22 protein-coding genes and 1 pseudogene are annotated in these 21,162 nt (G+C 64.9%); 14 read left to right on the top strand and 9 right to left on the bottom strand.

The genetic code is table 11. The features are described from left to right. The first annotated feature begins 97 nt into the window (after positions 1 to 97). Both J2R76_RS07400 and J2R76_RS07395 read left to right on the top strand, forming a co-directional pair. Positions 98 to 928, top strand: coding sequence for an invasion associated locus B family protein (locus J2R76_RS07400; protein WP_141341306.1), 831 nt, complete (start codon positions 98 to 100; stop codon positions 926 to 928). Between the two features lie 339 nt (positions 929 to 1,267). Beyond that, positions 1,268 to 2,542 (top strand): MFS transporter, encoded by a 1,275-nt coding sequence (locus J2R76_RS07395; protein ID WP_200844480.1) that lies wholly within the window; start codon positions 1,268 to 1,270, stop codon positions 2,540 to 2,542. Between the two features lie 47 nt (positions 2,543 to 2,589). Here J2R76_RS07395 and hspQ read toward each other — a convergent pair whose 3' ends face one another. Beyond that, the gene (hspQ, locus tag J2R76_RS07390; protein WP_021081543.1) at positions 2,590 to 2,922 is read right to left on the bottom strand and encodes a heat shock protein HspQ; all 333 of its coding nucleotides are present in this window, start codon (positions 2,920 to 2,922) and stop codon (positions 2,590 to 2,592) included. 121 nt (positions 2,923 to 3,043) lie between these two features. Between hspQ and J2R76_RS07385 the strand changes: the two genes are divergently transcribed. Further along, positions 3,044 to 3,997, top strand: coding sequence for an AEC family transporter (locus J2R76_RS07385; protein WP_057018703.1), 954 nt, complete (start codon positions 3,044 to 3,046; stop codon positions 3,995 to 3,997). Between the two features lie 70 nt (positions 3,998 to 4,067). Here the strand turns inward: J2R76_RS07385 and J2R76_RS07380 are convergent, their stop codons facing one another. Next, entirely contained in the window at positions 4,068 to 5,252 is a 1,185-nt protein-coding gene (locus J2R76_RS07380; protein WP_141341304.1) for a UbiH/UbiF family hydroxylase, read from the bottom strand. A 132-nt stretch (positions 5,253 to 5,384) separates the two neighbouring features. On the opposite strand from J2R76_RS07380, the gene pcsA reads away from it, so the two are divergent. The 3 genes from pcsA to J2R76_RS07365 all read left to right on the top strand — a co-directional run bounded on the left by pcsA (position 5,385) and on the right by J2R76_RS07365 (position 7,968). Further along, positions 5,385 to 6,113, top strand: a complete 729-nt coding sequence (gene pcsA / locus J2R76_RS07375; RefSeq protein WP_057018701.1) for a phosphatidylcholine synthase — start codon at positions 5,385 to 5,387, stop codon at positions 6,111 to 6,113. Next, positions 6,110 to 6,835, top strand: coding sequence for a TerC family protein (locus J2R76_RS07370; RefSeq protein ID WP_141341302.1), 726 nt, complete (start codon positions 6,110 to 6,112; stop codon positions 6,833 to 6,835). Before pcsA ends, J2R76_RS07370 begins: the two co-directional genes overlap by 4 nt. Positions 6,836 to 6,993: 158 nt before the next feature. Next, positions 6,994 to 7,968: a quinone oxidoreductase gene (locus tag J2R76_RS07365; protein ID WP_050384723.1), complete on the top strand. Its 975-nt coding sequence runs from the start codon at positions 6,994 to 6,996 to the stop codon at positions 7,966 to 7,968. Between the two features lie 138 nt (positions 7,969 to 8,106). Here J2R76_RS07365 and J2R76_RS07360 read toward each other — a convergent pair whose 3' ends face one another. Then, complete coding sequence (locus tag J2R76_RS07360; RefSeq protein WP_141341298.1) at positions 8,107 to 9,303, bottom strand: acetylornithine transaminase; 1,197 nt, start codon at positions 9,301 to 9,303, stop codon at positions 8,107 to 8,109. A 258-nt stretch (positions 9,304 to 9,561) separates the two neighbouring features. On the opposite strand from J2R76_RS07360, the gene J2R76_RS07355 reads away from it, so the two are divergent. Continuing rightward, positions 9,562 to 9,783 carry a DUF3606 domain-containing protein gene (locus tag J2R76_RS07355; protein ID WP_076828958.1) on the top strand — a complete coding sequence of 74 codons (222 nt, stop codon included), beginning with the start codon at positions 9,562 to 9,564 and terminating at the stop codon, positions 9,781 to 9,783. 1,015 nt (positions 9,784 to 10,798) lie between these two features. Continuing rightward, positions 10,799 to 11,272 (top strand): hypothetical protein, encoded by a 474-nt coding sequence (locus J2R76_RS07345; RefSeq protein ID WP_141341296.1) that lies wholly within the window; start codon positions 10,799 to 10,801, stop codon positions 11,270 to 11,272. On the opposite strand, the gene J2R76_RS07340 is transcribed toward J2R76_RS07345, so the two are convergent. Both J2R76_RS07340 and rimO read right to left on the bottom strand, forming a co-directional pair. Then, positions 11,249 to 11,422, bottom strand: a complete 174-nt coding sequence (locus tag J2R76_RS07340; protein ID WP_159109454.1) for a hypothetical protein — start codon at positions 11,420 to 11,422, stop codon at positions 11,249 to 11,251. The genes J2R76_RS07345 and J2R76_RS07340 overlap by 24 nt on opposite strands. A gap of 101 nt (positions 11,423 to 11,523) precedes the next feature. Further along, positions 11,524 to 12,849 carry a 30S ribosomal protein S12 methylthiotransferase RimO gene (rimO, locus tag J2R76_RS07335; protein ID WP_057018697.1) on the bottom strand — a complete coding sequence of 442 codons (1,326 nt, stop codon included), beginning with the start codon at positions 12,847 to 12,849 and terminating at the stop codon, positions 11,524 to 11,526. Positions 12,850 to 12,965: 116 nt separating this feature from the next. On the opposite strand from rimO, the gene J2R76_RS07330 reads away from it, so the two are divergent. The 3 genes from J2R76_RS07330 (at position 12,966) to J2R76_RS07320 (ending at position 15,208) form a co-directional block, all read left to right on the top strand. Further along, positions 12,966 to 13,556, top strand: a complete 591-nt coding sequence (locus tag J2R76_RS07330) for an ANTAR domain-containing response regulator (protein WP_028332037.1) — start codon at positions 12,966 to 12,968, stop codon at positions 13,554 to 13,556. Further along, positions 13,553 to 14,710 (top strand): CmpA/NrtA family ABC transporter substrate-binding protein, encoded by a 1,158-nt coding sequence (locus J2R76_RS07325; protein WP_057018695.1) that lies wholly within the window; start codon positions 13,553 to 13,555, stop codon positions 14,708 to 14,710. The genes J2R76_RS07330 and J2R76_RS07325 overlap by 4 nt, the downstream gene beginning before the upstream one ends. Before the next feature lie 345 nt (positions 14,711 to 15,055). Beyond that, a complete protein-coding gene (locus J2R76_RS07320; RefSeq protein ID WP_016844408.1) occupies positions 15,056 to 15,208 on the top strand; it encodes a hypothetical protein in 153 nt (50 codons plus the stop codon). 74 nt (positions 15,209 to 15,282) lie between these two features. Here J2R76_RS07320 and J2R76_RS07315 read toward each other — a convergent pair whose 3' ends face one another. The 4 genes from J2R76_RS07315 to pxpB all read right to left on the bottom strand — a co-directional run bounded on the left by J2R76_RS07315 (position 15,283) and on the right by pxpB (position 18,414). Then, the gene (locus J2R76_RS07315; RefSeq protein WP_057018694.1) at positions 15,283 to 15,699 is read right to left on the bottom strand and encodes a hypothetical protein; all 417 of its coding nucleotides are present in this window, start codon (positions 15,697 to 15,699) and stop codon (positions 15,283 to 15,285) included. A 148-nt stretch (positions 15,700 to 15,847) separates the two neighbouring features. Then, on the bottom strand, positions 15,848 to 16,621 hold the full coding sequence (locus tag J2R76_RS07310; RefSeq protein WP_057018693.1) for a LamB/YcsF family protein: 774 nt from the start codon (positions 16,619 to 16,621) through the stop codon (positions 15,848 to 15,850). Between the two features lie 30 nt (positions 16,622 to 16,651). After that, positions 16,652 to 17,686, bottom strand: a complete 1,035-nt coding sequence (locus J2R76_RS07305) for a biotin-dependent carboxyltransferase family protein (protein ID WP_141341295.1) — start codon at positions 17,684 to 17,686, stop codon at positions 16,652 to 16,654. Continuing rightward, complete coding sequence (gene pxpB, locus J2R76_RS07300; RefSeq protein WP_057018691.1) at positions 17,683 to 18,414, bottom strand: 5-oxoprolinase subunit PxpB; 732 nt, start codon at positions 18,412 to 18,414, stop codon at positions 17,683 to 17,685. Before pxpB ends, J2R76_RS07305 begins: the two co-directional genes overlap by 4 nt. Before the next feature lie 213 nt (positions 18,415 to 18,627). Here pxpB and J2R76_RS07295 point away from each other — a divergent pair, with 213 nt between their 5' ends. The 3 genes and pseudogenes from J2R76_RS07295 (at position 18,628) to J2R76_RS07285 (ending at position 21,001) form a co-directional block, all read left to right on the top strand. Beyond that, complete coding sequence (locus J2R76_RS07295) at positions 18,628 to 19,326, top strand: ribonuclease activity regulator RraA (RefSeq protein WP_076828879.1); 699 nt, start codon at positions 18,628 to 18,630, stop codon at positions 19,324 to 19,326. A gap of 23 nt (positions 19,327 to 19,349) precedes the next feature. Next, positions 19,350 to 19,754, top strand: coding sequence for a cupin domain-containing protein (locus J2R76_RS07290; protein WP_076828878.1), 405 nt, complete (start codon positions 19,350 to 19,352; stop codon positions 19,752 to 19,754). A 219-nt stretch (positions 19,755 to 19,973) separates the two neighbouring features. Beyond that, positions 19,974 to 21,001: pseudogene (locus J2R76_RS07285) on the top strand (IS110 family transposase). Positions 21,002 to 21,162 lie beyond the last annotated feature (161 nt).

The following is a 21,162-nucleotide window of genomic DNA, read 5'->3' as shown; positions in this document are numbered from 1 at the left end:
CGTATCCGCCTCAATTGACTAGGAGACAGCCGCCCAAACGGCTATGTGTCGGCGCCTGCAGCGGTTTCGGGCTTCCGTTCAGAAAGGGTTTTCCGCAATGAATTTCCGTATCTTGGCCGCCCCGGTCCGGCCGCATGGGCGAATTGTTGCCCTGATGGCGGCGACGGCATTCTCTGCAGCGCTCCTGGTTCCTGCCGCTCGGGCCCAGCAGCCGGCAGCGCCGGCGCCTGCGGCACCGAAGGCTGCGCCCAAGGCGGCACCCAAGGCAGCTCCGAAGGCTCCGGCAGCCCAGGCGCCCGCCCAAGCACCGGCCGCCGGCCAGCCGCCCAATGCGGCCGCCCAGCCGCCGGCGCAGGATCAGCAGATCCAGCTGATCTACGCCCCCTGGACCAAGTTCTGCCTGAAGGGCCAGGAAGCCAACGCCAAGCAGGTCTGCTTCACCGGCAAGGACGGCCGCATCGAGTCCGGCCAGCCGGTGATCGCCGCCGTGATCATCGAGCCGGAAGGCGAGCCGAAGAAGATCCTGCGCGTCACGCTGCCGCTCGGCATGCAGCTCGTGCACGGCACCCGCATCATCGTCGACGGCAACCCGCCGCAGCAGGCGCCCTATGTGATCTGCTTCCAGAACGGCTGCATGTCCGACTATGAAGCAACGCCCGAGCTGATCGCCAACATGAAGAAGGGCCAGAACCTCGTGGTCCAGGCGATCAATTCCAACGGCGCGCCGCTGACGCTGCCGCTGCCGCTCAACACCGAATTCGCCAAGGCCTATGACGGCCCGCCGACCGATCCGAAGGTGTTCGAGGAAAACTCGAAGAAGCTGCAGGAAGAGTTGCAGAAGCGCGCCGAAGAGCAGCGCAAGAAGCTGGAAGGCGCCGGCGGTGGCTCTGCGCAGGCTCCGGCGCCGGCCAACCCGGCGGCCAAGTAAGCACTTCAATCACGCGTTCGAGAAAACGCGAGATCATCGCGATTAAAAGGCGCCCGGAAGGGCGCCTTTTTTGTCATGCGAAACAGACTGGCTGCTGGCAGCCTGCTGCGCTGGTGATTGCGCAGATCGTGTGCGATGGTCGTCGAAGGGTGCTTCGATTGCGTCGCGCGATGAGCGCGCATCGTTGGTGCCTTGTCCGGACCAATCCGGCGTCGAAGCACAATCATAAATCCGATACGGGAGGCCAGACGAAAGCGCGAACGGCGCCTTCGATGCGCGAATGCGCGCGTGGTTCTTCCGCGAATCCTGGCCGCCGCTCGCAGTCATGGAAGTCGCGCAATGTCCCAGCAAGCCGGCACGCAGCGGCGGGAACTGCGCTCCCGGCCTCGGGAGCAGCCGGCCGGCGGTGCTTCGGTCGATGCTGGCGTTCGCGTCAGCCAGGACAACGTCCCCGGAACGTTTCATCCCGGCATCGTCCATCTCGCGCTGGCGATGGGCGGCTTCGCAATCGGCATCGCCGAATTCGCGACCATGAGCCTGTTGCCGTTCTTCGCCCACGACCTGCACGTCAGCGAGCCCCAGGCCGGCCACGCGATCAGCGCCTACGCGCTCGGCGTCGTCGTCGGTGCGCCGGTCATCGCGGTGTTGTCGGCGCGCATGACGCGGCGGACGCTGCTGATCGCGCTGATGGGTTTCTTCGCGCTGATGAACGGCCTTTCGGGGCTCGCACCCGATTATCACGCCATGCTGGCGCTGCGCTTCCTGGCGGGGCTGCCGCACGGCGCCTATTTCGGCATCGCCATGCTGGTCGCGGCCTCGCTGGTCCCGACAGACAAGCGCACGGCGGCTGTCGGCCGCGTGCTGCTGGGGCTCACCATCGCGACCACGATCGGCGTTCCGCTCGCCAACGGGGTCGGGCAGGCGATCGGCTGGCGCTGGGCCTTCGCGATCGTCGCCGGCCTCGCGCTCTTGACCGCGGTCCTGGTCCTGATCTTCGCCCCGCGTGATGCCGCCAACAGCAAGGCGAGCCCACTGCGCGAACTGTCGGCACTCGGGCGCAAGCATGTCTGGCTGACGCTGGCGATCGGCGCCATCGGTTTCGGCGGGCTGTTCTCGGTCTACACCTACCTGGCCTCGACCATGCTGGCGGTGACCCACACCTCGCCCGCGCTGGTGCCGGTCACGCTATGCGTGTTCGGCGCCGGCCTCACCGCCGGCAACATCATCGTGCCGCGCTTCGCCGACCGCGCGCTGATGGCAACCGCGGGCGGGCTCCTGCTGTGGTCGGCGGCGACGCTCGCGCTCTATCCGTTGGCGGCCGGAAATTTCTGGACGCTGACCGCCGACGTGTTCCTGATCGGGCTGGGCGGGGCGCTCGCCACCGTGTTGCAGACCCGCCTGATGGACGTCGCGGGCGAGGCACAGAGCCTCGCCGCGGCGCTCAACCACTCCGCCTTCAACGTCGCCAATGCGCTGGGTCCGTGGCTCGGCGGAATGGCGGTCGCAGCCGGCTATGGCTGGACGTCGACCGGCCTCGTCGGCGCGGGGCTGGCGCTGGCGGGATTTGTTGTCTGGGCGATCGCGGTTGTCTTGGCCAGGCGCGAGGGGGTGTGAGCGTGGCAGCGCGAACGCCGTGGCATTCGCCGGAGCGCCGCCGGACCTCAGTTCAGCGAGGGATTGCGCGGACGGTAGCCGCCCGATTTATCCTTGATGAAGATCTCCGCCACCTGCGAATGCCGGATCGGCTCGCCGGACTCGTCGGGCAAGAGGTTCTGCTCCGAGACATAGGCGACGTACTCGGTCTCCGAGTTTTCCGCGAGCAAATGGTAGAACGGCTGGTCCTTGTGGGGCCGCATGTCCTCGGGGATCGACAGCCACCATTCCTCGGTGTTGTTGAACTCCGGGTCGATATCAAAAATCACGCCCCGGAAGGAGAACACCCGGTGACGGACGATCTGCCCGATCTGAAACTTGGCGGTGCGCGCTTTGATCATGGCTCGTCGATAGACCAACATTGTGGCCGATGCTAGGGGCTAAGGTCCGAATTAACCCGCGCTTTACCGATTCCAGCCCTGCAAAAACGACCCGAAATCCGGCCGAGAAACTACTTTCAGAATGATCGATATCCTCAATCTGGCGTTGCCGTATTTCGGCTTGATCTTCATCGGTTATGCGTGCGGCAAGGCCAAGGATTTGCCAGAGAGCGGGCTCGCCTGGATGAATTTCTTCCTGCTTTACGTTTCGTTGCCGGCGCTGCTGTTCGGGATCATGTCCAAGACGCCGTTTGCGCAGCTGAACAACCCGCCATTTCTGATCGCCACCACGCTCGGAACCGTGCTCGCATTCTTCCTGGCGATGGTCGCGGGCAAGCTGATCGGCGGGCTCACGCTGCGCGAGGCGACGCTGGCCGGCCTGTCGGGCGCCTACGGCAATATCGGCTATATGGGGCCTGGCCTCGCGCTCGCCGTGCTCGGTGCCAAGGCGGCGGCGCCGACGGCGCTGATCTTCTGCTGCGACAGCATCTTCCTGTTCTCGATCGTGCCGCTGCTGATCGAGCTCACCGACCGCGACCATCCCTCGCTGCTGCACGCACTCGGCGTGGTGCTGCGACAGATCGTGCAGAACCCGCTGATCATGTCGGCGGTGTTCGGGGCGCTGGTCGCCGCGTTTCACATCCCGATCCCGGTCGCGCTCGATCGCACCATCCAGTTCCTGGAAAACGCCGCCGCGCCGACAGCGCTGTTCGTGCTCGGCATCACGGTGGCGCTGCGGCCGTTCGAGCGGGTGCCGTGGGAGGTCCCGGGCGTGGTCGCGATCAAGCTTTTGATCCATCCGCTGCTGGCGTTCGGCCTGATGCTGCTGTTCGGCCCGTTCGCGCAGCCTTGGGCCGCGACAGCGGTGCTGATGGCTTCGCTGCCGCCGGCGCTCAATGTGTTCGTGATCGCGCGGCAGAACGACACCTGGATCGAGCCGGCGTCGGTCGCGGTGCTGATCGGCACCTTCGCCTCGGTGGTCACGCTGACCAGCGTGATGTGGTTCATCCAGAGCGGACGGCTGGTGTTTCCCTGATCGGCGCGCTTCTTATTTGACGCATTTTCTTAACGCGAACCGGTACCCACTTCGCTCGAAAACGCTTTGCTCACCGCCGCCACGACGGCGCGAGGCCTTCGCGCATCGCCAGGCGCCGCAACGGGCCGAATGCGCCGAGCAGATGCAGGCCGGCAGCACGCGCCGTCTGCATGCCGAGGAAATCGCTCAGCAGCGACCGGTTGGCGATGTCGATCGCCCAGGTCCGGCTGGCGACATCGGGGCGCCGCGCCGCCTGGTAGCGCGACAGCACATTGGGCGCGCCGGGATCTTCGCCACGACCGATCGCCTGGCCGGTGATCTCGGCGATATCGGCGGCATCGCGCAGTCCCATATTGAGGCCCTGCGCGCCGATCGGCGGCAGCACATGGGCGGATTCCCCGACCAGCGCGATCCGGTCCTTGGCGAATTGCCGCGGCCGCTCGATCGCGAGCGGAAACACGTGACGGCCGCCCTGGACCTCGATGCGGCCGAGGATCGAATGCGATTGCCGCTCGGCGGCGAGCGACAATTCGTCGTCGCCGAGTGCCATCAGCCGCTCGGCCTCCTTGGGCGCCGAGACCCAGACCACGCTGCTTCTGACGCCGCTGAGCGGCACGAACACGCAGGGGCCGTGCTCGGTGTGGAACTCGGTCGAGATGTTGTGGTGCGGCCGGGTGTGGGTGACGTTGAAGGTGAGGGCGGACTGCCCGAGCTCGCGGCTTGTCACCTCGATGCCGGCGGCCTCGCGGGACAATGAATTGCGCCCGTCGGCACCGACCACGAGCCGGGCCTGAAGCGACTGGCCCTGCCGCGTCACCACGGTAACCGCGGCATCGTCCGGCCGCACCGAGGCGGCTTCATCGTCGAACCGCGTCAGCGCGGACATTTCGCCGGCGCGGTCCTCGAGCGCCGCGACCAGCGAGCGGTTGTCGATGTTGAAGCCGAATTGCTCGCGGCCGATCTCATCGGACGAAAAGCGCACCTCGGGCGCACGGATCAGGCGGCCGGTGTCGTCGACGAGGCGCATGGTCTTGAGCGCCGCCGCTCGGTCGCTGCAGCGCCGCCAGACGTCGAGCCGATCCAGGATATCGGTCGAGGCACCGAGCAGCGCGGTGGTCCGGTTGTCGGCATAGGGCGCGCGGCGCGCCAGCAGCGCAGTCCGCGCACCTGCGTCGGCAAGGGCAATCGCAGCCGTTAATCCGGCCGGACCGCCGCCTATTACGATAACGTCATAATCCAGCGAGCTGTCGGTCATATCAGGACATTTGACATGCTTGGCCCGATTTTCAAGCCATCGGTAACCACCAAGAGTCTCCAACGCTTTGCGCGGCGGAACGCCGCAAGACCGCATATGCAAACCGGTCCGATTCCTGATAGCACTCGGCCGATGGAGCATTCGAGCCAGCCCGATGCGTTGCCAGAACGGATGCGGACCGCCGCATTCACCGTTCATATTTTCACGGCGCTCGGCGCCGGGGTCGCGCTGCTGGCGATGCTGGAGGCGGTGCGCGAGCACTGGGCCAACATGTTCGCCTGGCTCGGGGTCGCGCTCATCATCGACGGGATCGACGGCCCGCTGGCGCGCCGGCTCGACGTGGTGCGGCTGCAGCCGAACTGGTCGGGCGAGGTGCTCGACCTGGTGGTTGATTTCGTCACCTATGTGTTCGTGCCGGCCTATGCGATCACCGCGAGCGGCATGCTGCTGCCGCTGGCGGCGCCGATCCTCGGCATCGGCATCGTGGTCTCCAGCGCGCTGTATTTCGCCGACCGCCGCATGAAGGCCGATGACAACCATTTCCGCGGCTTCCCGGCGCTGTGGAATGCGGCGGCGTTCTACCTGTTCCTGCTGCATCTGCCGCCCGTGCTGTCGACGATCGTGGTCGCGCTCCTGATCGTGCTGACCTTCGCGCCGTTCCACGTGCTGCATCCGCTGCGTGTGGTGCGGCTGCGCTGGCTGACGCTGTGGCTGCTCGGCGCATGGGCGCTGCTCGGCATGTACACGCTCGCCAACGATTTCGTGGTCGGAGCCCCGATCACCTTCGGTCTCTGCGCCATCGCCGTCTACATCATCGGCAGCGATACCGTGATCCGCCGGATGAAAGCCTTCAGAGCATGATGCAACTGATCACCAGCCCGGAAGCCTGGGCGGCGCTGTTGACCCTGACTGCGCTCGAGATCGTGCTCGGCATCGACAACGTGATTTTCCTGTCGGTGATCGTGTCGCGGATCCCGCCGGCGCAGGCCAAGCGCGCGCGGCAGATCGGCCTGCTGCTGGCGCTGGTGTTCCGCATTCTGCTGCTCTCGATCCTGGTCTGGCTGATCGGGCTGACCCAACCGGTGATATCAGTCAGCGACGTCGCGCTGTCGTGGCGCGACATCATCCTGATCGGCGGCGGCCTGTTCCTGATCGCGAAAGCGACCCATGAGATCCACGGCGAGGTCGAGGCGCGCGAGGCGGAAGCCGGCGACAGGCCGAGCGCCAGCGCGTTCTTCTGGGTGATCGTGCAGATCATCATTATCGACCTGGTGTTCTCGCTGGATTCGATCATCACCGCGATCGGCATGGCGCAGGACATCGAGATCATGATCGCGGCGGTCGTGATCGCCTGCGTCATCATGTACATCTCGTCGGGACCGGTGGCGCGGTTTGTCGCGGAGCATCCGACCACCAAGATGCTGGCGCTGGCCTTCCTGGTGCTGATCGGCGTGGCGCTGGTGGCCGACGGCTTCAAATTCCACATTCCGCGCGGCTACATCTATTTCGCGATTGCCTTCTCGGCCGCGGTCGAGGCGTTCAACGTCATGGCCAAGCGCAACCGCAGGAAGCCGGCGCGCTGATGGGCATGATCTCCGCGCAAACGCAGCGCGTTTGTCGCGAGGGAAAGCCGCTTCCCACTTTTCCGGAACGTGGCGTAGCCGGTTCCGGCCCGCTTGGTTGACAAGCCGGCCGCGATGGCATTCGCTCGCTTGACGCTGATATTGAGGGGAGCGACGACATGACCAAGGCTGTGCGCGTGCACCAGGTGGGAGGCCCGGAAGTCCTGACCTACGAGGACGTCGAGGTGGGCGCGCCGGGGACGGGCGAGGTCCGGATCCGCCAGCATGCGGTCGGTCTGAACTTCATCGACGTCTATTTCCGCACCGGCCTCTACAAGGCGCCCGGCCTGCCGTTCATTGCCGGCAATGAGGCTGCAGGCGAGGTGTTGGCCGTGGGTCCGGGCGTGACCAATTTCCACCCCGGCGATCGCGTCGCCTACTACTACAATCTCGGCGGCTACGCGTCCGAGCGCGTCATCCCGGCCGACAAGCTCGTCAAGCTGCCCGACCATATCACCTACGAGCAGGGCGCCGTGCTGATGCTGAAGGGCCTCACGGTCTGGTATCTCCTGCACAAGACCTTCAAGGTCGAGCACGGCCATCGCGTGCTGATCCACGCCGCGGCGGGCGGCATCGGGCTGCTGGCCTGCCAATGGGCGCGGGCGCTCGGCGCGCATGTCATCGGTACCGTCGGCTCGAAGGCGAAGGCCGATCTCGCGCTCGCCAATGGCTGCGATCACGTCATCCTCTATAACGAGGAGAACTTCGTCGAACGCGTCAAGCAGATCAGCCGCGGCGAGCTCTGCGACGTCGTCTATGACGGCGTCGGCAAGACCACGTTCCCGGGATCGCTGTCCTGCCTCAGGCCACGCGGTCTGTTCGTCTCCTTCGGCAACGCGTCGGGCCCGGTACCGCCGTTCCCGCTCGCCGAGCTCAACAACCACGGCTCGCTGTTCGCGACGCGGCCCAAGCTCAACGACTATGTCGGCACCCGCAAGGAATTGCTCGAAGGCGCCGACACGCTGTTCGCCGCCGTGATCAACGGCAAGCTGCATGTGCCGATCAACCACGCCTATGCGCTGAAGGATGCGGCCAAGGCGCATATCGACCTGGAGAGCCGGGCGACGACGGGCGCAGCGATCCTGCGGCCGTAATTCTCGCCGTCATTGCGAGCCACCCGGTCGGCGCAAAGCGCCGCCGGATGACAGGCTCCGCGAAGCAATCCACCTCTCCACCCGGGAAGGTGGATTGCTTCGTCGCTTCGCTTCTCGCAATGACGAGCGGGGAGGATCCTACGCCACCCGCCGCGCCGCGCCGACCTTGGTCAGCACCGTATCCAGGCAGTCGATGACAAGGGAAATCTCCTCCCGCGTCACGTTCAGCGCCGGCATGAAGCGCAGCGTGTCCGGCTGCGGCGAGTTGATCAGCACGCCGGCCGCGAACGCCTCGGCAACCACGGCGGCACCGATCGGCATCTTGAGGTCGAGCGCCAGCAGGAGGCCGCGGCCCCTGATCTCGCCGAGACCGTGCCGCGACGACAGCCGCTGCAATTCGCGCTCGAGCAAAAGGCCGGCATCGACGACCGATTTCAGGAAATCGGGCTTTCCGATCTGATCGAGCACGACAAGCCCCGCGGCGCACATCAGCGGATTGCCGTTGAAGGTGCCGCCCTGATCGCCGTGATCGAAGCACGAGGCATGCTCGGTCGCGAGCAGGGCCGCGAGCGGCACGCCGCCGCCGATGCCCTTGCCGAGCGTCATGATGTCGGGCTCGATCCCGGCGTGCTGATAGCCGAACAGCTTTCCGGTCCGGCCGATGCCGGTCTGGATCTCGTCGACAATGAGCAGCAGGCCGCGCTGCTGGGTCAGCGCCCGCAACTCCTGCAAGAACTCATCCGTCGCGGGCCAGACGCCGGCCTCGCCCTGGATCGGCTCCAGCATGACCGCGACCGTCGACGACGTGATCAGCTTTCGCACCGACTCGATGTCGTTCAGTCTGGCTTTGCGGAAGCCCGAGACCTTCGGCTCGAACAGGGGCTCGAACGCCTTCTTGCCCGAGGCCGACATGGTCGCGAGCGTGCGGCCGTGGAAGCCGCCTTCGAAGGTGATGATCTCATGCGCGCCGTTCTTGTACTTCGTGCCATATTTGCGCGCGAGCTTGATCGCACCCTCATTGGCCTCCGCGCCTGAGTTCGCAAAGAACACCTGGTCGAAGCAGCTGTTGTCGACCAGCAGCTTTGCCAGTTTCAGGCTCTGCTCGTTGTAGAACGCCGGGCTCGGCGTCAGCAGCCGTCTCGCCTGCGCCGCCAGCGCGTCGGCCACGATGACCGGGGAGTGGCCGAGGGGATTGACGGCCCAGCCCTGCACGAAATCGAGATAGCGGTTGCGGTTGCTGTCCCACAAATACGAGCCGGCGCCGCGTACGAACACGACCTCGGGGCGAGCGGTGATGTCCATCAGCGCATCGAACGGATGGGTAGCGTTGGTCATGTCGATCTCCTCTGGGGTCGGTGTTGGGAAAGGTCAGGCCGAAAAGCGAGAAGGCCGCGCTTGGGGGCGCGGCCTTCTCGAAAACCTCGGCTGATTTATAGGATCAGCGATGGCGTCGGACACGGCGCAGCCCAGCATCGTCGCGGGTGCGACGACGGCAGATGGCGCGGCGGTGGGTCCGGTTCAGCTTCATGGCGCAGGCCCATACAGCGAGAGGGGCGGTGGTGTCAAGCGCGGACAGCGCCTCATTCGACGGGCATAGCGCGGAAGCAGACCGCGCGCGGTCGCAAGCAGGACCGTGCGCGCGTCGCCGGCGGGCAGGATTACGAGGTGAGCTATGAGGCGAGGAAAACCCGGAAGTCGGCAGCATCGGTGAAGAAGGCCGTCAAGAAGGTCGGCAATAGCCGCAAGCGAGTTGAGCGCCGGCTCGGGTCGGCGATAAGGAAGACGTTAGGAACGGTACCTTCGACGCGTCGTTAGCAATGCGCCGCTCCTCGGCAGAGCGGCATTAGACGAATGAACGTGCCCCGGGTCTTGCCCCCGAAGACCCGGGGCACATTCGCGACCATCTCTATTGGGACCGTCGCTTGGGACAGGAAAAAGCGGCAATTTGTCTCGCCGAGATTCACACGAGTTATTTCCGGAACTGGATGTCGTTGGGATGATCCGGGCAAGAGGGCGCGTGATTTTCATTTCGTGTTTTTTCTGCCCTAGGACGACGACCGTTGCTTCTCGGTGAACAGCGGTGCGGCGATCCAGCTTGGCCCCTGCATGATCCGGATGCAGGGGCCTTTTTTATGAGTAGGAACGAAGCGCTTGCGGCCGCATTGTTCGCCCTGTTCGGTGCCGCACCGCTACCGGCACTGAGACGCCCAGCTGAACACTGGCCTCAGCTTTCGCAGCTGGGGCCCTTTCTACTGCGCGAATAGGGGTAATACGTCAGCCTCGCTGCAGACCGGCCAACTGAGAGGCCCTATTACATAAGAATGCTCGTCATCGGTGCAGCGAGCATCGTGGCGCTAAAGACCGCAACTCCTAGACAGACGCGCGCAGCCGTCGAATAGGAATCGAATTGGGGCTGGTTGATCATGGCGCGGCCTAGATCGGCGCTCGTGAACCTGGGGTCGTCAGCCACTCCGTCAGATTGGCTGGGGTCTCGCCTTGCCGGGCTCTCCTGAGCAGGGCTTCTTTTTTGCAGACGGAGAGAGTGCCTTGGCCTGCGAGCGCACGGCCTCGTCGGCTAGGCGTTCTTGCAGTGATTGGGTTTGCTTGAAACGACGCCGCTTGCTGGTCATGGCGTTGCTCCCTGCTGGTGTTGGGCCGGAGCGCTAAACCGGGCGATCTCATCACCGATAGTTGCCACTAGCCGTGCGGTGATGTTCCGTTAACGAACGGAAAGAAGCGGCGTTCCTACGGAGCGGAAACCCCGCGCAGTTGCTACCGGCCCGCGTGCTGTTCTAGCCTTGTTCGCAGAAGCTCGAAGGTTTCGACCTGAATGTCTCAAAATGCGCAAGCCCGTCCTCGGGTGCCCGACGAGTTGGCCGGTGTCCTTCGGCAACTCATGAAGCGCACGGCAATCATCAATGCATTGCTTGCCTTCGTGGGTATAAGCGTGACCTTGTACATCTACCTCAAGTTTCCAATTCCCTCGGAAATCATCCGTCATGGGCTCGATAGGTTCGGTAAGCCGCTTGAGCCTGAGAACGCTATATCCTACCTCTTCGTTTGCCCGATTTTCCTAGTTTGGCTTGTCTTGATGCCATTGTGGGGAGCCAGGCAGGCAATGAGCATGACTGATGAAGCTGTCGCTAGGGGGCGAGAGACCTTTGCTTGGGTGCGTTGGGCAAAGCCGATCGAACCGTCCGTTCCATTTTATCAGTTGCTTTGCATTCTCGTCGTGATCTTCCAGATCCTCGTACTCAGCACAACTATCTTCCGTGATGTTTCAGCCGCGCTCGGCAGCTTCTGACGCGATTGTCGCGATAGCAGTCTCCTGCGCGGCCTCGCGCCGATAATCATCGGCGGCCTTCTTTAGCGCGCTCTTGATTTCCTCATCGGTGGCTTGGTCAGCGTGGCGCTCCGCGTTCTCGGCCTGCCTCAAAAGATCTGCTCGGCTCATCGTATTCCTCCTGGACCAACAATTTGTCGGCGACGCTTGAGTTCCGTCTAGCAACGGACGCCGTTTGGTATCCGGGGTGGTCTCGAAGGAGCGGACTGGAGCTAGAATCCGGCGACGCTGCCGTGCAGGTCGTACTGGTCGGAGCGCTCGATCTTGGCGGTCACGATCTCGCCGACCTTCAGCGGGCGGCGGCTGGTGAGGTAGACGGCGCCGTCGATCTCGGGCGCATCGGCCTTTGACCGGCCCTTCGCCACCGTGGGGCCAACCTCGTCGATGATGACCTGCTGGCGGGTGCCGACCTTGCGCTTGAGGCGCCTCGCGGAGATCTTCTGCTGCCGCGCCATCAGCGCATTCCAGCGCTCCTGCTTGATCTCGTCGGGTACGGCATTGCCAATCGCGTTCGACGCGGCACCGGCAACCGGCTCGTATTTGAAGCAGCCGAGGCGATCGATTTCCGCTTCATCGAGCCAGTCGAGCAGATAGGCGAAATCGGAATCGGTCTCGCCGGGGAAACCGACGATGAAGGTCGAGCGCAGCGTCAGCTCGGGGCTCTGCTCGCGCCACTTCTGGATCCGCGCCAACGTCTTCTCCTGCGCAGCCGGGCGCTTCATCGCGCGCAGCACGTCAGGGCTCGCATGCTGGAACGGGATGTCGAGATAGGGCAGCACCTTGCCCTCGGTCATCAGGCCGATGACCTCGTCGACATGCGGGTAGGGGTAGACATATTGCAGCCGCACCCAGGCGCCGAGCTCACCGAGCTCCTTGGCGAGATCGAAGAATTTTGCGCGGACGCTGCGGTCCTGCCACGGGCTCTCGGCGTATTTCAGGTCGACGCCATAAGCCGAGGTGTCCTGCGAGATGACGAGCAATTCCTTGACGCCGGCCTTCACCAGCTTCTCGGCCTCGCGCAGCACGTCATTGGCCGGCCGCGACACCAGATCGCCGCGCAGCTTCGGGATGATGCAGAAGCTGCAGCGGTTGTTGCAGCCTTCGGATATCTTCAAATACGCGTAGTGCCGCGGCGTCAGCTTGACGCCCTGAGGCGGCACCAGGTCGATATGCGGGTTGTGCGCCGGCGGCAGCGCCCGATGCACGGCGTCCAGCACGCTCTCATATTGCTGCGGCCCCGTGATCGAGAGCACGCCGGGATAGGCGCTCTCGATCTGCTCCGGTTCGGCACCCATGCAGCCGGTGACGATGACCTTGCCGTTCTCGGCCATGGCCTCGCCGATCGCGGCGAGCGATTCCTGCTTGGCGCTGTCGAGGAAGCCGCAGGTGTTGACGATGACGATGTCGGCGCCGTCATGCTTGCGCGCCAGCTCATAGCCTTCCGCGCGCAGCCGGGTGATGATGCGCTCGGAATCGACCAGCGCCTTGGGGCACCCCAAGGACACAAAGCTCACTTTCGGCGCGGCGGCCTCTTGCATATCTCTGATCTGCCTGATGAATGGGCAGGAGCTAGTCCCAATTGCCGAGAATTACAACCCTTTCCCGGCGCTTCCGGCATGATATGGATGCATCTGCCGGGCCTTAAGAGTTGTCGATGAGCGCTGAATCGTCTCCCAAGATCGTCATAGTCGACGAGAGCCCGATCCGAGCGGCCATCCTGGAAGAGGGACTGCGGGAGGCCGGGTATACGGATGTCGTGCATATCAGCGAGATGCAGAGCCTGCTCTCGCGAATCTATGCGCTCGACCCCGAGATCATCGTCATCGACCTCGAGAACCCCAGTCGCGACGTGCTGGAACAAATGTTCCAGGTCAGCCGCGCCGTCCGCCGGCCGATCGCGATGTTCGTCGACCAGAGCGACGCCGCCTCGATCCAGGCCTCGGTCGAGGCGGGCGTCTCCGCCTACATCGTCGACGGTCTCAAGAAGGAGCGGATGAAGCCGATCCTCGATCTGTGCGTCTCCCGCTTCAATGCCTTCGCCAAATTGCAGGACGAGCTCGACCGCACCAAGCACGCGCTGGAGGAGCGCAAGGTGATCGATCGCGCCAAGGGCATCCTGATGAAGGTGAAGGGACTGACCGAGGAGGAGGCCTACGTGCTGATGCGCTCGACCGCGATGCGCGAGAAAAAGAAAATCGGAGAGATCGCGCAATCGATCCTGACGGCGTCGGAGCTGTTGAAATGACCACACCATTGCGCATCGGGTTCATTCCGCTGGTCGACGCTGCCGCGCTGATCGTTGCGGTCGACAAGGGATTCGCGGCGGCCGAAGGCCTCGACGTCACGCTGGTGCGGGAAGTGTCGTGGTCGAACGTCCGCGACAAGCTCAATATCGGCCTGTTCGATGCCGCTCATCTGTTGGCGCCGGTGGCGATCGCTTCGAGCCTCGGGCTCGGTCACGTCAAGGTGCCGATCGCGGCGCCCTTCAACCTCGGGCTCAACGGCAATGCCATCACCGTATCGCCGGCGCTGCACGCCGCGCTGATGGAAGAGATCGACGGCGACCGCTTCGATCCGATGGCAACCGCACAGGCGCTCGCCCGCGTGGTGGCCAAGCGGCGGAAGAGCGGGGCGGAGCCGCTGACCTTCGGCATGACCTTCCCGTTCTCGACCCACAATTACCAGTTGCGGTTCTGGATGGCCGCCGGCGGCGTCGATCCCGACGAGGATGTCCAGCTCGTGGTGCTGCCGCCGCCTTACATGGTCGACAGTCTCGCCAACGGTCATGTCGACGCGTTCTGCGTCGGCGCACCCTGGAATTCGATCGCGGTCGATCTCGGCATCGGCCACATCCTGCACTTCGTCTCCGACATCCTGCTCAGCGCGGTGGAAAAGGTGCTGGCGGTGCGGCAGAGCTGGTCGGAGAAGCATCCCGACATCGTGGCGGCGCTGGTGCGTGCACATCTGCGCGCCGTGGAGTTCATCGAGCGGCCCGAGAACCGGTCCGAGGTCGCGCGCATCCTGGCGCAGCCCGAGCGGATCGGCGTCGATGCCAGCGTCATCCAGCGCACGCTCGATGGCCACCTGAAGATTTCGCCCGACGGCACCATGCGCGAGAGCAATCGCTATTTGCTGGTCGGGCGCGAGGCGGCGGCGCGGCCTGATCCGGGGCAGGCGGCCTGGCTCTATGCGCAGATGGTTCGCTGGGGCCAGGCGCCATACCGGCCGGAAGCGCTGAAGACCGCCATGGCCGTGTTCAGGCCCGATCTCTACGACGCGGCATCGGGTCGCCCGGCCGGCGCCTCCAGCGCCATCGGGGCGTTCGCCGGCCCGCCTTTCGACCCGAGCGACGTTCCGGGCCATCTGGCGGCGTTCAAGATCGGGCGCTGGAAGGCCTGAGCGCGCCGCAGCGGCCGCTTCCGGCGGCACGTGCACGACCGGTGCGTCGTGTTGCTGGGACAGACAGGGATGGGCAACAGGCGCGGCGGCGGCAGCGCCTCGGCTATCGACCTCCGGCTACTTTGCATGGGGTTGTTTTCGAGATTTTCGGTTATCGCGGGACTGGCGCGGGTTCCCGACGCCTCGAATTGCGGCGAATAGGATTCTCGGCCGAGCGCGCGGGAAGGAATATTCCTCTCGGAACCGAGTTCCCGAAGGCGGCGGCGTCGCTATTTTTGCCGCCCGCTTGAATCCGGGCGCGAACGATATTCCATATGTCCGACAATGGGGCGTTGGAGATCGACCATGCGCGAGCTATCGGCGGAGGCCCGCCTGCACCTTTACGCGCGTAACATTTCACGGAAGTCCGGGACCGGAATTCACACGGCGGCGCTGTACAGCGCCTTTGCGGTGATCGCGGCCATCGTGTTCGGCACGCTGTCCGTCCACCCGTTCTGAGTCCTTCGGAAAATTCAAAAGCCGCCGTCTGATGTCCTCAGGCGGCGGCTTTGTGTTGGCTGGATGCTGACAGCTCAGTAGCCGTAACCGCGACCATATCCGTAGCCGTAGCCGCCACCGCAGGTGCTGCAGGTCTGCTGAACCGGCGCGTAGTAGGAATAGCCCGGCGAGACCATCTGCACGCGCTCCTGGGTGGCGTATTGCGGCGGAATGCGCTCATAGGCGACGCCTTCGGGCGCGACCATCACCGTCCTCGGCACCATCACGGTGCGATACTGTGCCGGCGTGCGATGCGCGACGACGCGGCCCGGCGCCACCATGACGGTCTCCTGCACCGTGCGATACTGCGGCGGCACGCTCTGCACCTGATAGCAGGTCGTGCACGGCTGCGGCGGCGGCGTATAGCAGCTGTAGCAGCCGGCGGATGCCGCGCTGGTGAAGGCGGCGGTGGCAACCGCGGCAATGGTGAGGGAGAGGCTGGTGCGGAACATGCTTTCGTACCCAATTTCCTAAGAGGACAATCAAAGGCTCGGAAGCTGCACCTAACAATCAAACGGCAAGTTTGGGTTTAAGAAGACTCTTAACGGAATCGAAAGGGCCGGCACGGCGGCCGGCCCTTTTTTGATCGATGTTCGCGGCTTAGTGCGCGGTCTTGAACGGCGCAACGGTGATGCCCGCCTGCTTCAGCGCCTCGCGCAGGCCGCGCGCAATCTCGACGGCGCCACGCGTGTCGCCATGGATGCAGACGGTATCGGTCTGCATCTTGATCACCTTGCCGGTGACCGAGACGACCGCGCCGTCCTGCACCATCCGCACCACACGATCGGCAATCGCCTTGGGATCGTGCAGCACCGCGCCGGGCTTCTTGCGCGACACCAGGTTGCCGTCGTCCTCATAGGCGCGGTCGGCGAACACCTCATGCGCCATCCGCAGATTCGCCGCTTCACCTGCGCGCACCAGCTTCGAGTTGGCGAGCACCACGAAGATGAGATTGGGATCGACTGCCTTGATCGCATTGGCGATCGCTCGTGCCGTCATGTCGTCCTCGCAAGCGACGTTGGAAATCGCGCCATGCGCCTTCACGTGGGTGACCTTGTGGCCGGCCGCGGTCGCGATCGCCTGCAGGGCGCCGATCTGATAGGCGATCAGGTTCTCGATCTCCGAGGACGTCAGTCCCGGCATCGGGCGGCGGCCGAAGCCGTGCAGGTCGCGATAGCCGGGATGGGCGCCGACGCTGACGCCGCGCGCTTTCGCCAGCTCGACCGTCTTGCGCATGATGTCGGCGTCGCCGGCATGAAAGCCGCAGGCGACGTTGACCGAGGTCGCAAGCTCGATCATCGCGGCATCATTGCCCATTTCCCAGGGGCCAAAGCTTTCGCCGAGATCGCAATTGAGGTCGATAGTTGAAGTCATGACGATCGATCCGTCTGTTGTTGTACAGATTCAGGGTAGCGCAACTTGCCAGGTCGACACATCGACGGCGTTGACGGCCTGACCCGCGACATTCGCATCCCGCAGCGCTTCGATGTTGAGACCAAAATCCTCAATGCCGCGGAGGCGGTCGGGCAGGGAACGCAGCAGCTCGTGGAACTTGATCGCCTCGGCCTGCGCTTCAGCCATCGTCACCGCCTTGAAGCGGAACGGCCGGCCGGCCGAGATCTGCGCGAAGCGGCCGAAATCGGCCGTGATCACGGTTGCGATCTTCGGATAGCCGCCGCTGGTGCCGCGGTCCGGCATCAGCACGATCGGCTGCCCGTTGCCGGGCACCTGGATGCTGCCGTTCACGGTGCCGTCGGAGACGATGTTGTGGCCGTCGAGATGCTTGATGGCGGGACCTTCGAGGCGATAGCCCATGCGGTCGCTGGTCGCCGAGATCTTCCACTCGCTGTCGACCAACAGCTCCTTGTGGTCCTCGGCGAACTCGTCGTCCTGCGGGCCGAACAGGATGCGGATCGGCGCATCGGTCGCGGCCGGCAATTCGATGCGGCGCTCGGGCGCGCCGCTTGCAGCCTGCGTCGTCAACTCGTCGCCGCTTTGCAGCGGCCGCGGGTAGGGGCTGCCGAGCCCGGCGCGGGCGTTGACGGCGAGGCTGCCGAACATCGGCTCGCCTTCGATGCCGTGCTCGATCGCGAGATAGCTGAACGAGCCGCCGCGCGCGAAGCCGAGAGTGAGCGTCTCACCTTCGGCAAGCGTCGCCGAGCTGTCGAACGCGACCGGCCGGCCGCCGATATCCGCATTGCGCGACGCGCCGGCGAGGGCGACGCGCACCGCGCCCCCGCGCGCGGTGAAGCTGGCGCCGAACGGGCCGATCTCGACCGCGGCGGCGAACAGGTCGTTGCCGACCAGCGTGTTGGCGGCCGCCAGCGAAAGCCGGTCCATCGCGCCGCTCGGCACGAGACCGTAGCGCTGCGAGCCCGGACGACCAGCGTCCTGCACCGAGCTCGCCGGGCCGATCGAGCTGACGACGAGCTTGCTCATGGCGTCACCAGTTCGGCGACGAACTCGCCGGCCTCGGCGGCGCGGTCCTGTTCGGCAAAGGTCTTGGCGTCCACCGCCGTGAAGGTGATGGCGTCGCCCGGCTCCAGCAGGAAGGTCGGATCGCGATGCAACTGGTAGGTTCGCACCGGGGTGCGGCCGAGCAGGTGCCAGCCGCTCGGGCCGGCCAGGCACTGCACGCCGGTCTGGATGCCGCCGATCGAAATGGTGCCGGCCGGGGTCAGGAGCCGCGGATCTTTGCGCCGGGGCATGTGCAGGAACTTCTCCAGTCCGCTGAGATAGGACCAGCCCGGCGTGAAGCCGATCATGGCGACGCGATAGTCGCCGGCGACATGGCGCGCCACGATCTGGTCGGGCGTGGTTTTGAGCGCCTTCGCGACGTCCTCGAGATCGATGCCGTGCTCGCCGCCATAGGTCACCGGGATGCGCCAGCGCCGCGTTCCGGTCTCGGTCGGCGGCGCCTTGGCGGCGCGTGCCAGCAGCTGCTCGCCCAGCGCATCGAAAGTAATCTGCACGGGGTCGTAATGCACCAGCAGCGACCGGTAGGTCGGCACGGTCTCGGTGATGCCGGCAATCGGCTCGGCAGCGATGACGCGGTCGAGCGCCAGCACCCGCCGGTTGGCGGCGTCGTCGATGGTGCGGCTGAATTCCACCGTGATGGCGCTGTCGCCACTCGGCAAAAGGCGGGGAGGACTTAAGGGGTCGGCCATTGGGTGAAGCGCTGTTCGTCAACCATCAAGCTAGCGTGTTTCGAGATAAAACGGAATTCGCTTCGTGCAAAATGATGCAGCAACTTCAATAAATTAATCGGCATGCCAGTGATAAATCTGGATGATCGCAGCTTTTTCGCGCAGCCCTTGACGCAAGGCCTTTGCCCGGCAACATGCGCCGGTCTTTTCCTCCCATCGGAGCAAGCTTTCCAGATGTCACTGTCCGCCGAAGCGATCGCGACGCTGTCGCACGTGTCCACCGCCACCATCACCACCGTCCTGCTCAAGAAGGGCCTGCGCAACATCTGGATGCGCGGCACCAAGCCGCTGAAGCCAGGGCAGAAGCGGCTGGTCGGACCGGCCTTCACGCTGCGTTTCGTGCCGGCCCGTGAGGATCTGGCGACGCCGGAATCCTGGTCGTCGCCGATCTCGACCCGCACCGCGATCGAGGCGATGCCGGCGGGCTGCATTGCCGTGGTCGATGCCATGGGCATCACCGATGCCGGCATTTTCGGCGACATCCTCTGCGCCCGCATGGCCAAGCGCGGGGTGACGGCGCTGATCACCGATGGCGTGGTGCGCGACGTCGAGGGCGTGCTCGGCACCGGCCTGCCGGTGTGGTGCGACGGCTACGCGGCTCCGCCGTCGGTTGCAGGTCTGACCTTCGTCGGCTGGGGCGAACCGATCGGCTGTGGCGGCGTTGCCGTATTCCCGAACGACGTGGTGGTGGCCGACCAGGATGGCGCGGTGCTGATCCCGCAGGCGTTCCTCGATCACGTGCTGGCCGAGGGGCCGGAGCAGGAACGGATGGAAGCGTGGATCGTCAACGAGGTGAACAATGGCGCCCAGCTGCCCGGCCTGTATCCGATGAATGCCGAGACCAAGGCGCGCTACGCCGCGACCAAGAAATAACGTCAAGAAAGGGAGGTAACCCCATGGACATCCACGTTTCCGGCTCGCGGCCGACCCGCCGCGCGCCGAAGGAGAATTTTACCGGCACGGTGTTACAGGACCCGATCAACATGGCGCCCGCGCCGGCGCGGCTGAACGCCTCGCGCGTGTCGTTCGAGCCCGGCGCACGCACCGCCTGGCACACCCATCCGCTCGGACAGACGCTGTATGTGATCTCCGGCATCGGGCGCGTGCAGGCCAAGGGCGGCCCGATCAGGGAGATCCGCCCTGGCGACGTCGTCTGGATTCCGCCGAACGAGAAGCACTGGCACGGGGCCTCGCCGGACAACAGCATGACCCACATCGCCATGCAGGAGGCGCTCGATGGCGTCTATTCGACTTGGATGGAGCACGTCACCGACGAGGAATACAGCGGCAAGGTCGGCTGAAGCGTCGTAGCAGTTCGCAAGATGAAAGCCCCGCTATCAGGTGGGGCTTTTGATTTTATGAGACCGTAGATGGGGTGACGGGCCGGCCGCCCGCTCGCTACGGCGCAATTTGGAAGCGCGCTCGCGAGCGGCCTGTTGGTTGGAAGGCGGTCGTCCCTCAAACTGATGGTGTTCAACGGAGTCGGGCAAGCCCGCTCCAAGCATCATTAAGGGACGACCATGTACCACTATGCAGGAATGACGTGTCTTTGGAATGCTCGAGCGTTTGCCTTGTCGATGGGACAGGCAAGATTTTGCGCGAGACGAAGGTTGCGAGCGAGCCGGCGGCGCTGATCGCCTGGTTCCGGTCGCTGGGTCTGGTACTGGAACGGATCGGGCTGGAGGCAGGCCCCTTGTCGCAATGGCTGTATGCGGGTCTGCGAGACGCAGGGCTTGCGGTCGAGCTGCTGGAAACGCGGCACGTTCGCGAAGCCTTCAAGTCGATGCCGGTGAAGACGGACCGCAACGATGCCCGCCGGATCGCGCAGTTGATGCGGCTCGGCTGGTTCCGGCCGGTGCACTGCAAGTCGGTCGCGGCGCAGGAGACCCGCGCCATCCTGACGGCGCGCAAGCTGCTGCAATCCAAGCTTCGCGATGTCGAGAACAGCCTGCGCGGCATACTTCGCGGTTTTGGCCTGAAGGTCGGTGCGACCACCGAGCGCACGTTCGCCGGACGCATCCGCGAGCTCGTGACCGGCCATCCCGGACTGGAGTTGGTCGCGGCGGCGCTGCTCCAAGCCCATGCGGTGCTGCTGCGGGAGTTCAAGAGCCTGGACAAGCACACCCAGAAGCTCGCCAGGACGCATCCATCCGCCAAGCTCCTGATGACAACGCCGTCCGTTGGTCCGATCGTGGCGCTCACCTATGCCGCGGCGATCGACGACCCGAAGCGCTTCCGCTCCTCGAAGGCCACGGGAGCCCACTTTGGGCTCACCCCGAAGAAGTACCAGTCCGGTGAGACCGACTACACCGGCCGCATCAGCAAGATCGGGGATGCCTCCGTGCGCGAGGCACTCTACCAGGCAGCTCACGTCATGCTGACCAAGCCGGTCAAGAATTGCTCGGCATTGAAGAGCTGGGCGATGCGGATCGCCCGGCGCGCAGGCATGCGCAAGGCCAAGGTAGCGCTGGCTCGCAAGCTCGCCGTGATCCTGCATCGCATGCTCGCCGACACCAAACCGTTCAACCCGATGACCAAGGCCATCTAGCCAGGAGCAGCAATCGGTTCCGGGCGGGCCACGACACCAGGCTCTCCCCGAGCGAAGTCCCTCCGCTGGGACGATGGATCCGGTCAGGCCGCCATCCGGGAAGTGGCTCACGACCACGCAATCCGTAGATTGGCCGGCCGGCTCCTCAATGCACCCCATCA

This window comes from Bradyrhizobium sp. USDA 4532 (assembly GCF_024171315.1).
GTDB lineage: Bacteria > Pseudomonadota > Alphaproteobacteria > Rhizobiales > Xanthobacteraceae > Bradyrhizobium > Bradyrhizobium australafricanum.
This window is presented reverse-complemented; position numbering and strand designations above follow the sequence as displayed.